9 protein-coding genes are annotated in these 12780 nt (G+C 66.0%); 3 read left to right on the plus strand and 6 right to left on the minus strand.

Features of this window, described 5'->3' with window-relative positions; all coding sequences use genetic code 11:
• Positions 1–221 precede the first annotated feature (221 nt).
• Entirely contained in the window at positions 222–1625 is a 1404-nt protein-coding gene (gene pabB, locus ACT6QG_RS04040) for an aminodeoxychorismate synthase component I (RefSeq protein ID WP_444976324.1), read from the plus strand.
• 4 nt (positions 1626–1629) lie between these two features.
• Here pabB and epmA read toward each other — a convergent pair whose 3' ends face one another.
• Entirely contained in the window at positions 1630–2727 is a 1098-nt protein-coding gene (epmA, locus tag ACT6QG_RS04045; RefSeq protein ID WP_444976325.1) for an EF-P lysine aminoacylase EpmA, read from the minus strand.
• A gap of 142 nt (positions 2728–2869) precedes the next feature.
• Between epmA and efp the strand changes: the two genes are divergently transcribed.
• Positions 2870–3439 (plus strand): elongation factor P, encoded by a 570-nt coding sequence (gene efp / locus ACT6QG_RS04050; RefSeq protein WP_444976326.1) that lies wholly within the window; start codon positions 2870–2872, stop codon positions 3437–3439.
• A 266-nt stretch (positions 3440–3705) separates the two neighbouring features.
• Here the strand turns inward: efp and ACT6QG_RS04055 are convergent, their stop codons facing one another.
• The 5 genes from ACT6QG_RS04055 to ACT6QG_RS04075 form a co-directional block, all read right to left on the minus strand.
• Positions 3706–4608 (minus strand): DUF4167 domain-containing protein, encoded by a 903-nt coding sequence (locus tag ACT6QG_RS04055; protein WP_444976327.1) that lies wholly within the window; start codon positions 4606–4608, stop codon positions 3706–3708.
• A 517-nt stretch (positions 4609–5125) separates the two neighbouring features.
• Positions 5126–6013, minus strand: coding sequence for a peptide chain release factor N(5)-glutamine methyltransferase (gene prmC / locus ACT6QG_RS04060; RefSeq protein ID WP_444976382.1), 888 nt, complete (start codon positions 6011–6013; stop codon positions 5126–5128).
• 31 nt (positions 6014–6044) lie between these two features.
• A complete protein-coding gene (gene prfA, locus ACT6QG_RS04065; protein ID WP_444976383.1) occupies positions 6045–7124 on the minus strand; it encodes a peptide chain release factor 1 in 1080 nt (359 codons plus the stop codon).
• Between the two features lie 31 nt (positions 7125–7155).
• On the minus strand, positions 7156–9423 hold the full coding sequence (gene ptsP / locus ACT6QG_RS04070; protein WP_444976328.1) for a phosphoenolpyruvate--protein phosphotransferase: 2268 nt from the start codon (positions 9421–9423) through the stop codon (positions 7156–7158).
• Positions 9424–9526: 103 nt separating this feature from the next.
• Positions 9527–10786, minus strand: coding sequence for an aspartate kinase (locus ACT6QG_RS04075; protein WP_444976329.1), 1260 nt, complete (start codon positions 10784–10786; stop codon positions 9527–9529).
• 417 nt (positions 10787–11203) lie between these two features.
• Between ACT6QG_RS04075 and rsmB the strand changes: the two genes are divergently transcribed.
• Complete coding sequence (rsmB, locus tag ACT6QG_RS04080; RefSeq protein WP_444976330.1) at positions 11204–12601, plus strand: 16S rRNA (cytosine(967)-C(5))-methyltransferase RsmB; 1398 nt, start codon at positions 11204–11206, stop codon at positions 12599–12601.
• Positions 12602–12780 lie beyond the last annotated feature (179 nt).

Consider the following 12780-nt stretch of genomic DNA (forward strand, 5'->3'; position numbering starts at 1 on the left):
GCTCAGACACGGGCGGGTCGCTGGCAGGGCCGGAACAGCGGCCTGCCCTTCCCGCCCCCGGAAAGGCTGGCCCGCGCGGGTCGGCCTTTCCGGCTGTCTGAGCCAGATGCCCTTGTGGCGACGCGCGATGGTTTCAGCTGTGCAGAACATATGGCCGGAAGTTTGCATTCACGGGATCAGCCCATCATGATCAGCCCTGTCCTTCAGATCGGTCCCCGCCTGTGTTGAGCCTTGAAATTCCCCATGCCGACCCGCTGGCCCTGTGCGCCCTTCTGGCCGATGCGCCATGGCTCGCCTTTCTGGACAGCAGCGCGGCCGGGGATCCGCGTTCACAATGGTCCTATCTGGCGGTCGATCCGTTCCGCATCCTCCTTGCCGAAGGCGATGGCGTGCATGTGGATGGCGTTCCGGTTGCCGGCTCTCCGCTGGATGTGCTCGAACGTGAACTGGCCGCCTGCGCCATGGATCGGCCAGAAGAGCATGCGGTTCCATCGCCCTTCATTGGCGGGGCCATCGGTTTTCTGGGCTATGAGCTTGGCCGGCATCTGGAAAGGCTGCCAGCCCCCCGGCCCACACATGCCCCCGTGCCGGATATGGCCATGGGCCTTTATGATACGGTGATCGCGTTCGATCATCTCCACAAGCGCAGTTTCATCCTGTCAACCGGCGCGCCGGAGAGGGACCCGGCCACCCGCGCCAGACGCGCGGCCGAGCGCGCCTGTGCCCTTCAGGCGCGCCTTGCCGCCCTGCCGCCAGCGCAGCCTGATGCCGACTGGAGCATCCGCGCCAGCTTCCAGCCTGACCAGAGCCGGGCGGAGGTCGAGGCAGGCATTGCGCGGGTCATCGAATATATTCGCGCGGGCGATATCTTTCAGGCCAATCTCACCCAGCAGATGAGCGCCCGCATGCCGGACGGGCTCAGCGATCTTGCGCTCTATCATCGCCTGCGCAGCCTCAGCCCGGCGCCTTTTTCCGCCTTTTTGCGGTGCGGCGCGGATGTGTCGGTGATGAGTGCCTCGCCTGAACGCTTTCTGCGGCTGACCCGCGAGGGGATGGTCGAGACCCGCCCCATCAAGGGCACGCGCCCGCGCGGGCAGAATGGCGAGCAGGATGAGGCCCTGGCCCGTGAACTGCTCGATTCCGCCAAGGACCGCGCCGAAAACCTGATGATCGTGGACCTGATGCGCAATGATCTCAGCCGCGTCTCCCAGCTTGGAAGCGTGCGTGTGCCGGTGCTCAATGGTCTGGAGCGTTTTGCGAGCGTGCATCACCTCGTCTCGGTGGTGGAAAGCCGGCTGAAGGCGGGGCTCGGGCCTGTCGACCTGCTGCGCGCCACGTTTCCGGGCGGCTCCATTACCGGCGCGCCCAAGATCCGCGCGCAGGAAATCATCCATGAGCTGGAGCCCTTTCCGCGCGGGGCCTATTGCGGCTCCATCGCCTGGATCGGCCTTGACGGGGCCATGGATTCCTCCATCATCATCCGCACCATCACCCGCTCCGGGCACACGCTGCTGACCCATGCGGGGGGCGGCATCGTTGCCGATTCCAACCCGGCCGCCGAATTCGAGGAAAGCATGGTGAAGCTTGCCCCCATGCTGCGCGCCCTTTCAGGCATGGCCCCCTGAGGCCTCAGCCCCTGTCTCCGGCCACCGCAATCCACAGCACATCTTCTATGCTGCGCGCACCGCTGGCCAGCATCACCAGCCGGTCCAGCCCCAGAGCGCAGCCACTGGCGGCCGGCATGACGGAAAGAGCGGCGAGGAAGTCCTCATCCAGCGGATAACGCTCTCCATACAGGCGCGCCTTCTCCTCCATATCCAGCTCGAAGCGGCGGCGCTGCTCCACCGGATCTGTCAGTTCGCCGAACGCATTGGCCAGCTCCACGCCACAGGCATAGAGCTCGAACCGTTCGGAAAAGCGCGGATCGGAAGGCTTGGGGCGTGCGAGCGCGGCCTCGCTCACCGGATATTCGCATAAAATCGTGGGCCGCCCCATGCCCAGATGCGGTTCCACATGCGTCACCAGCACCTTTGAAAACAGGTCCGACCAGCCATCATCGTCCGCCACATGCACACCACTCTGCGCCACCGCGGCGGCAAAGGCGGGAACAAGAGAGGCGGCATTCCCGCCCGGCTCCGGCAAGAACCGCTCCAGATCAAGCCCCGCATGGCGGGTGAACGCCTCCTTCAGCGTCAGCCGCTCGGGTTCGGCAAAGGGATCGCAGACATGGCCGCGCCAGCTGAAGGCGGCTTGCCCGCCCACCTGTGCCGCAAGCGCCAGCAGGGCCGCGCAATCCTCCATCAGCCGCTCATAAGGTGCACCCGCGCGATACCACTCCAGCATGGTGAATTCAGGATGATGCGTGCGCCCGCGCTCCCTGTTGCGAAACACCCGCGCGAGTTCGAAAATTTGCGTCTCACCGGCCGCCAGCAGCTTCTTGGCGGAGAATTCCGGCGATGTGCGCAGATAGAGATGATCCACCACCGCGCCATCCGGCCCCAGCAGACAGGTGCCGAAGGCATGCAGATGCGCCTCATTGCCGGGCGAGCGCTGGAGCACGGGTGTCTCCACCTCCATAAACGCCTCCTGCGCAAACCAGTTGCGCACCGCCGCGGTGATGCGCCCGCGCGCCAGCAGAAAGGGCCGGCGATCCGCATGGCGCGCCTTCTCCCACCAGGGGCTGGTGTGCGGGAGCGGGGTGGAAGAAGAGCCAGACACCTTTTTCACGCAGGAAAATCCTTCTACCCGCACCGGAAATGCACAAAGGCACCGCACAAGGCTGGCGCTCGGCGCGAAGATGGTTATGGTGCCGCCCATAATATATGGATAAGGCGGCCCGCCGCCGCATACAGTTCAAGGAAGACGCGACGTGGTCAAGGTTATCGCCAGCTCTCTGCGCAAGGGCAATGTTGTCGAGATTGATGACAAGCTCTATGTGATCATTACCGCCGAAAACATTCATCCCGGCAAGGGCACCCCGGTGACCCAGCTCGACATGCGCCGCATCTCTGATGGCGTGAAGATCTCCGAGCGCTACCGCACCACCGAGCAGGTGGAGCGCGCCTTCGTGGAAGACCGTCCGCACACCTTCCTCTATGAGGATTCCGACGGTTACACCTTCATGAACCCGGAGACCTATGACCAGCTCATCGTCACCAAGGATGTGATGGGTGATCTGGCGGTGTATCTGCAGGAAGGCATGGAGTGCATGCTCTCCGTTCACAACGGCACCCCCATTGCGGTGGAGCTGCCCGCCCGCGTGGTGCTGGAAGTGACCGAGACCGAGCCGACCGTGAAGGGGCAGACCGCCTCCTCCTCCTACAAGCCGGCCATTCTTTCCAATGGCGTGCGCACCAGCGTGCCGCCCCACATCGCCACCGGCACCCGCATCGTGGTGATGACCGAGGACGCCTCCTATGTGGAACGCGCCAAGGACTGATGCCTGATGCGCTGATGCCGGAAGGGCCTGCCTTCCGGTGAAGGCCCCTGTTTCAAACCCCGTGGAGCCCGGCTTCACGGGGTTTTTTCATGTGCCTGAAAAGCGGGACGCGCCACCATCGCCCGGCTGCAGAACTCCGGCAGGCGAACGGATGAAACAGGAGCGACAAGGGGGAAAGCGCCCCGCGGAGGGCCATGACAGGAAAAAGCCCGGCACAAGGGCCGGGCTTCATTCACATATACGGGCTTGACCGGAACGGCCGCCCCTCACTCATTCACGGCAACCTGCGGTTCGGCCTCGGCATTGCTCTCCGAGCCCGCTTCCTCACCCGTATCCAGCCGCGAGCGATAGCGGCGACGACGGCGGCCGGCGCGCGGTTCGCCCGTATCCTCAAGCCCGTCCTCCGCCTCATCGGCAATGGCGGGAGCAGCGGCGGCCTTCGCCGCGCGGGTCTCGCGGGCAACGACAGGCGCCCCCGTGATGAAGGACGGCAGGCCAAGCTGGTCCTCGCCCTCTGCCCGCGGTTCCGCGCGCGGGGTGCGGGGCTGGCGCGGCGCGCGGGTGCGCGCAGGGGCCGGCGCAGCAGCGGCAGGCACCGGCACCGGGGCAATCACCTCGGCCACCTCATCCTCACCGGCCGGTTCATGCACCTGCGGGGCGCTGTCCTCTTCCGTGCGCGGGGCACGGCGCGGCTGGCTCTGGCGGGGCTCGCGCTCCCGATAGTCGCGGTCCCGGTTGTCCCGGTCGCGATTTTCACGGAAATCCCGGTTGCGGCTATTCTCGCGGGGCTCGCGCGGTTCACGTGGCTCGCGGGCCTCGCGAGGTTCACGCGCCTCGCGGCTCTGTTCGCGCATATAGGGCTGGGGCGCATCGAGGCCGGAAACGTCTTCCTGCACCTCTTCCTCGTCGCCTTCCTCATCACGGCCATAAGCGGCCTGCGGGGCGAACTGGCCCTGCAGGGATGCAATCAGGCGCAGATAATGCTCGGCATGCTGGAAGTAGTTTTCCGCCGCGACCGGATCACCGGAAGACTGGGCGTCTCGCGCAAGCTGCTGATACTTTTCGGCGATGTGATGCGCCGTGCCGCGCACCTTCACATCAGGACCGTTGGATTCATACACCCGGGTCAGGGGGTTGGAGCCGCGACGGTTATTGTTGCGACCCCGCATGCGCTTTTGCTGCTGACCATTTCTCATCTGGATCGTTCTCTACTCGCGCGGCGTTCCAACCGCCATTGCGTCCGGTACGCTTCGCCGTGGCCTGAGGGATCACCCGCAAACCGCGACACTGAGAAACCCTCGCCCGACGTCATGCAGGACGTGGCTTCGTTCACGCAGCATCTGCCCTTATCGGGCCGCTGCGCAGGTGACACCATGGGGTGTGTGCCAAAGAATAAGGATCAGTCTGCTCATTGAGCTCTGTGCCGCACCATATCAGTGCAGTTGCCTCTTCGCTCCAGAACCGACATGGACCGGAGCATCATCACCACGATGAAAGATCGGCCAGACAAGGGCTTGCCCGAGCGCTGCGACCTCTTGCGCGCCACCAGACACTGCCACTCCCGGGCTGGAAACACCACTGCCATCCAGCACATGCACAGGCCGCCGACCTGTGATCCGGCTTGATTCCTGTAATGACACTAACCAGTTCGCCGGTTCGATCCAAGCATTTTTTGTGCCTTCCCGCCTATTTAGTCATTGCTGGCGGGCCCTGCCGGGGCCTGTCTGCACGAATGGCCCGCGCAATGCCGGAAAGATCAGCGCGTGCAGGACGGCAGACCTGCAACCCGGCCTGCTCCAGCAGATCCGCGACATCCCCTTCCTGGCCGATGCCCAGCTCCAGCACCGCAACAGCACCCGGCTTCAGAAGGCGCGGCAGATCGGCGGATATGGCGCGATAGGCATCCAGCCCGTCATCCCCGCCATCCAGCGCCAGTTCGGGGTCATATGCGCGCACTTCCCAGGGCAGCACAGGCAGATCCGAGCGCTGGATATAGGGCGGATTGGACACCACCAGATCGAATCCGCCGGTCAGGCACTGCGCCCAGCTGCCCACCACCAGCGCGACGCGATCAGTCACCCCGGCCAGCCCGAGATTGTGGCGCGCCATCCTTGCCGCCCCCTCGGCCAGATCCACGCCAATGCCGGTTGCACGCGGCCGCTCCACCAGCAGCGCCGCCAGAATGGCGCCGGAACCTGTCCCCAGATCAAGGATCCGCAAGGGGGCCTCCCGGTCAGGGAAAGCCTCCAGCGCAAGCTCCACCACCGTTTCCGTATCCGGGCGCGGCACCAGCGTATCAGGCGAGAGGTTGAAATCGAGGCTCCAGAACTCCCTGTGGCCGAGGATCCGCGCCACCGGCTCGCCGGAAATGCGGCGGACCAGAAGGGCCATGGCCTGGCTGAAAACATCCGGCTCCACCGGGCTCTCATCATGCAGGATGATCTCGCCGGGCGCACAGCCCAGCACATGCGCCAGCAGCACGCGGCCATCCAGCTCGGGCGTCTGGATGCCGGAGACCGTCAGCTCCGCCACCATCTGACGACGCAGCGCCCGGATGTCCTGTGCATCCTGCATCATGCCCGCCCCCTGTCCCGACTGGCCCGGATCAGCCATTGTCCTGAGCCGCCAGCAATGCGGCCTGATGTTCTGTCAGCAGCGCGTCGATGATCTCATCCAGCGCGGTGCCGGCCATCACCTCCTCCAGCTTGTAGAGGGTGAGGTTGATGCGGTGGTCACTCACCCGGCCCTGCGGGAAATTATAGGTGCGGATGCGCTCGGAGCGGTCGCCCGAACCCACCTGCCCCTTGCGTTCCGCCGCACGCCCGGCCTCCGCCCTGGAGCGTTCCTCATCCAGCAGGCGGGCGCGCAGAAGATCCATGGCGCGGGCACGGTTGCGGTGCTGGGAGCGGTCATCCTGCACGGCCACCACCGTGCCCGTGGGCAGATGGGTGATGCGCACGGCGCTCTCGGTCTTGTTCACATGCTGCCCGCCGGCGCCCTGCGCGCGGAACACATCGATGCGCAGCTCGCTTTCATTGATCTCGAAATCCACCGCCTCGGCTTCCGGCAGCACCGCCACCGTGGCGGCAGAGGTGTGGATGCGCCCGCCGCTCTCCGTTTCCGGCACGCGCTGCACCCGGTGCACGCCGCTCTCGAACTTCAGCCGTGCATAAGCGCCACGGCCCTTCACGGCCGCGATGATTTCCTTGTAGCCACCCATGGTGCCCTCGCTTTCGGAGAGCACCTCCACGCTCCAGCCATGTTCGGCCGCATAGCGCACATACATGCGGTAGAGATCCCCCGCGAAAAGGGCCGCCTCATCGCCCCCCGTGCCGGCGCGCACTTCCAGAATGACCCCGCGATCATCCATCGCGTCCTTCGGCAGCAGAGCGAGCCGCACGGCATGGGCCTCATGCCCGATCTGCTCCTCAAGCCGCGCCACCTCGGCCCCGGCAAGGGCGCGCATCTCCGGGTCGGATTCGGAATCGGCCAGAAGCTCGCGCGCATCCTCAAGGTCGCGCAAGGCGGTTTTCAGCGCCTGAACCTGCTCCACCAGCGGGGAGAGATCTGAAAACTCGCGGCCCAGCCGCACATATTCATCACCCTCCGCCCCATGGGCGAGCGCGGCCTCGATTTCGGCATGGCGGGCCACGAGCTGGTCGAGCTTGGCAAAAGGCAGGTCCATTGTCATCGCTGTGTTGCCGGGCAGAAGCCGCTCAAAGGGGCAATCCTTCGGCCTGGGCGAAAGATCGCAGGGCGGCACGGATATTCACCTTGCCGCTATTGTCATCCAGCAGCGGCATCAGCACCCTGCGTGCGGCCGCCACATCCAGCTCCAGCAGGGTGGACTTGATCGGCCCGAGCGAGGCCGGCGACACCGAGAGCAGGCGATAGCCCAGAGCCGCCAGCGCGATCGCCTCCAGCGGACGCGAGGCCAGCTCGCCGCACAGGGTGATCGGCTTGTTATGCCGCTCCCCCGCCTCCGCCACCATGCGGAAAGCCCGCAGGGCCGTCGGCAGCAGCGGATCGAACCGGTCCGAAACCCGCACATTCGAGCGGTCCGCGGCGAACAGGAACTGCATCAGGTCATTCGAGCCGACGGAGAGGAAGTCCACCCGTGTCAGGATTTCATCAAGCTGGAACAGCAGCGAGGGCACTTCCAGCATGGCGCCCACGAAAACCCGCTCCGGCAGGGCATGGCCATGCTTGCGCAGATGGGTCAGCTCGCGTTCCAGAATCGCGCGTCCGGCATCGAACTCCGCCGTGGTCGCCACCATGGGGAACATCAGCCGCAGTTCACGCCCCGCACCCGCCCGCAACAGGGCGCGCACCTGGGAGCGCAACAGGCCCGGACGGTCGAGCCCGAGGCGGATGGCGCGCCAGCCCAGGGCCGGGTTCTCTTCCTCCACCGCCCGCATATAGGGCAGCACCTTGTCGCCGCCGATATCGAGCGTGCGGAAGGTCACCGGCCGCTCGCCCGCGGCATCCAGCACGGCGCGATACAGGTTGAGCTGCTCGGAAATGCGCGGAAAGGCCGAGGCGATCATGAACTGCAATTCGGTGCGGAACAGGCCAATGCCCGCAGCCCCGGTCTCATCCATGTGAGGCAGGTCCACCAGCAGGCCGGCATTCAGCAGCAGCTTGATATGGGTACCATCCTTCGTCACCGAGGGACGGGTGCGCAGCGCGGCATATTGCGCCTGCCGGCGGGCCCGGAAGCGCACCTTCTCGGCATAGGCGGCCTCGACATCCCCCGGCGGACGCAGATGCACCTCACCCGCCTGCCCGTCGACGATCACCGGGTCACCGGAATCGGCAAGGCTGGTGGCATTGTCCACCTGCCCCACCGCCGCAAGCCCCAGCGCACGGGCGACAATGGTGACATGGCTGGTGGTGCCGCCCTCTTCCAGCACGAGGCCGCGCACACGGGTGCGGTCATAATCCAGCAGAGCCGCCGGGCTCATGTTGCGGGCAACGATGATGGCGTTCTCGGGCAGCTCCGCCCGCTCCATCACCTTGTCCCGCCCCATCAGAGCGCGCAGCAGGCGGTTGGCGAGATCATCCAGATCGTGCAGGCGCTCACGCAGATAGGGGTCGGAGGCGCGCATCATGCGGGCGCGGGTGTCCGACTGCACACGCTCCACGGCCCCTTCCGCCGTCAGGCCGGAGAGCACCGCCTCGCGCATTTTCTGCAGCCAGCCGCGGTCATGGGCGAACATGCGATAGGCTTCGAGAATCTCGCGGTGCTCGCCGGGCGAGCCGAGCCCATCCTCTTCCAGCAGCATGTCGATGGAGTGGCGCAGCTTGTGGATGGCGGCATCCAGCCGGGCGGTTTCATGCGGCACGTCATCGGCGATGACATTGGTCACCGTCACGCGCGGCTCATGCAGCACCACATGGCCAAGGCCCAGCCCATCGGCCAGCGCGACACCATTGAGATGGAGCGGACGGCGCACCGCCGGTTCCGCGCCGGGCGGGGCAAGGGCGGTCAGCTCACCGGAGGCGATCATCTCGGCCAGAACCATGGAGGTGGTCTGGAGCGCCTCGATTTCCTCATCCGTATAGGTGCGGTGGGCGCGGTTCTGCACCACCAGAACACCGAGCGTATCACCCGCCCGCAGAATCGGCACGCCAAGGAAGGAGTTGTAGATTTCCTCGCCCGTCTCCGGGCGATAGGCAAATTCCGGGTGCCCCTGCGCATCGGAGAGCGCCAGCGGGCGCGCCTCACGCGCGACATAGCCCACAAGGCCCTCGTTCACACGCATCACCGTGCGGTGAACGGCATCGGCCTTCAGGCCCTCGGTGGCATAGAGTTCGAGCACCGCATCAACGCGCAGCACATAGACCGAACAGACTTCCGCCACCATATTGGCAGCGATCAGCACAACGATCTTGTCGAGGCGTTCCTGCGCATGAATCGGCTCGGCCATCACCTCACGGAGACGACGAAGCAGCACACGCGGACCGCCGAGCGTGCCACGCATCGGCCGCATCCTTCATTCAGCAGCGAAGGCCAGACCCGCCGGGCGCCTGTTCCAAACAGGCTTCCGGTCGGGTCATTTCATTCCGGGATGGCCCGGCCCAACCTCAGCTGTCCAGCCCGTATAGCGAATGCAGAGTCCGGACTGCAAGCTCGGTATATTCCGAGTCGATCAGGAAGGAGACCTTGATCTCCGATGTGGTGATCGCGCGGATGTTGATGCCCTTGGCCGCCAGCGCGCCAAATGCCCGCGATGCCACGCCCGCGTGAGAGCGCATGCCGATGCCGATGACCGACACCTTGGTCACCTCGGTATCGCCCTGCAGCTCGCGGAACTTGATGGTCTCGCGCAGCTTTTCGAGCACGGCCTTGGCGCGCTCGAAATCAGCGGTGGGCAGGGTGAAGGTGATGTCCGTGAACCCGTCCGCGGAGGTGGTCTGGACAATCATGTCCACATTGATGTGCGCATCCGCCAGCGGAATGAAGACAGAGGCGGCGATGCCGGGCTTGTCCTCAACGCCGCGGATGGAAATCTGGGCTTCGTCCTTGGCGAAGGCGATGCCGGTCACCACCTGGGATTCCATCTGGCTGGCCATGATCTCTTCCTCATCACAAATCAGCGTACCGGCCTTTTCCACCACATGCGCCTCGGGCGCGTCCGGGTCGATGAGGCTGGAGCGCACGAAGGTGCGCACATTATGCACCATGGCGAGTTCCACCGAGCGCACCTGAAGCACCTTCGCACCCAGCGAGGCCATCTCCAGCATTTCCTCGAAGGCCACCTTCTCCAGACGACGCGCCTTGGACACGACGCGCGGATCGGTGGTGTAGACCCCGTCCACATCGGTATAGATATCGCAGCGCTCGGCCTTCAGGGCCGCCGCCACCGCCACCGCGCTGGTATCCGAGCCACCCCGGCCCAGCGTGGTGATGCGTCCGCTTTCCTCATGGATGCCCTGGAAGCCGGCGAGCACCGCCACCTGCCCGGAATCAAGCGCCGCGCCGAGGCGCGCGCCATCCACATCCAGAATGCGGGCGGCGCCATGGGCGTCATCGGTGCGGATCGGCACCTGCCAGCCCTGCCAGGAGCGGGCGGGAATGCCGATCTCGTTCAGGGCCACGGCCAGAAGGCCGGAGGTCACCTGCTCACCGGAGGCCACAACGGCATCATATTCGGCCGGATCATAGAGCGGCGAGGCTTCCTTGCACCAGCCCACCAGCTCGTTGGTCTTGCCGGACATGGCGGAAACCACCACAGCCACCTGATGGCCGGCCTCCACCTCGCGCTTCACATGGCGCGCCACATTGCGGATACGTTCGATATTGGCGACCGAGGTGCCGCCGAACTTCATCACCAGCCGAGCCATCGCTCGTGCCTTTCCTGAAAGGAGGGGTTTGCGGGCGGATACTGATGGGCGACACCGGGCGCTGAGCTCCGGCGCGCCGCATGAGCGGGCGTCATTTTCGCCGGCGCTGCGCTCCGGGGCGCATCTGCGCGCGCGGCATGAAGCGTTTGGACGTGAAGATGCGGAACATCCCGATGAACCCTTGCACCCCGTTGAACACGCGCGCTGGACTTGCCCTTGCGGGGCACGCCTGCGCGGCATTGAAAAAAGCGCGCGAAATACTGGTGCGCCTGCATAGCGGCAACCGGCCCCCGGGGCAACAGGCTGCCAGGGCGGCAAGGCCATATTTCATGCCTTCCAATCCGGATCCGCACACAAACCGGCCTGCGGCCTTCCGTGCGCATGGCGCGCGGGCGCAGATCGTGCTCTATGCCGCTCATGACGTCGAAACGCTCCACACCTCCCCGTTCGCAGCCGCCGCGAGGCGGCGCTTCCCGCCAGCCGCCGCGACAGGGTGCCCGCCCCCCTGCCGGACTGCCCGCCCGCGCCGCCGCCGTGGAGGCGCTGGATCGCATTCTCCAGCATGGCGCCGGGCTGGATGAGGCCCTTGAGGGCCTGAGCGACCAGCTGGAACCGCGGGACCGCGCGCTCGCCTTCCACATCCTTGCCACGGCGCTGCGCCGAATCGGCACCCTGCGCGCCCTTCTGGGCCGCCTGCTGGAACGTGGCATCCCCAAGGGCAGCCCGCGCCTTGAAGCCGTCCTTCTGGTGGGCGCGACACAGATCCTGTTCATGGATGTGCCGGACCATGCCGCCGTGGGCCTGAGCGTGGATGTGGCCCGGCAGGACCGCTCCACTGCCGGCTTCGCCGGGCTGGTCAACGCCGTGCTGCGCCGCCTGACCCGCGAGAAGGACACCCTGCTGGACGGCATTGATTCCCTCACCAGCGACACACCGGAGTGGCTGCGCGCCCGCTGGACCCGCGCCTGGGGCGAAGATGTCGCCCGCGCCATCAGCGCCATGCACAAGGTGGAGCCGCCGCTCGACATCACGGTGAAGAGCGACCCGGAGAAATGGGCACAGACCCTGTCCGGCACGGTGATGCCCACCGGCACGGTGCGGCTTGTGCATGCCGGCGCCATACGCGCCTTGCCCGGTTTCGCGGAGGGTGAATGGTGGGTGCAGGATGCAGCCGCCGCCTTGCCCGCCCGCCTGCTCGGCGATGTGAAGGGGCTGGATGTGGCAGACCTGTGCGCCGCGCCCGGCGGCAAGACCGCCCAGCTTGTGGCGGCCGGGGCGCGGGTCACGGCGATTGACCGTTCCGCCGCGCGCCTGCGTCGCCTCACCGAGAATCTGAACCGGCTCCATTTGTCGGCCCGTGTGCTGGAGGCCGATGCCGGCAGCTATGTCGGCGGGCCGTTCGATGCAATCTTGCTGGATGCTCCCTGCACCGCTACCGGCACGCTGCGCCGCCATCCCGATATCGCCCTCACCAAGCGGCCCGGCGATATCGCCACCCTTGCCGCCCTGCAGGCCCGCCTGCTCAACCATGCCGCCGATCTGCTCAAGCCGGGCGGTATTCTGGTCTATTCCACCTGCTCGCTGGAGCCGGAGGAAGGCGAGGAGCAGATTGCCCATCTGCTGGCGAAAAGGCGGGATCTGCGTCGCCGGCCTGTCCGTGCGGAAGAGCTTTCCCACGGGAATGCGGTGGAAGAGGTGGCCGCGTTCATAACTCCTCAAGGGGATGTGCGCACTCTACCGATTCACTGGATGCAGGATGAGGTGGAGCGCGCGGGGCTGGATGGCTTCTTCGCGGCCCGTCTCGAACGCATTTGATAAGGCTTGCCGCCCCCGGTCCGCAGGGCGCGCAGGCGTTCTCGCGGACCGCAAGACGCATCGGGTCAGGCAGGCCTCAGCCTCTGGCCCATGCGTGCAAGCAAGAGACAGAGCAGAATCATGTGGCATGGACTGGCGGGGCGCTTCCATTCCACCGCGCCCAGATTTTCGCCCGGAAC

This window comes from Haloleucobacter ellipsoideus, from assembly GCF_052491725.1.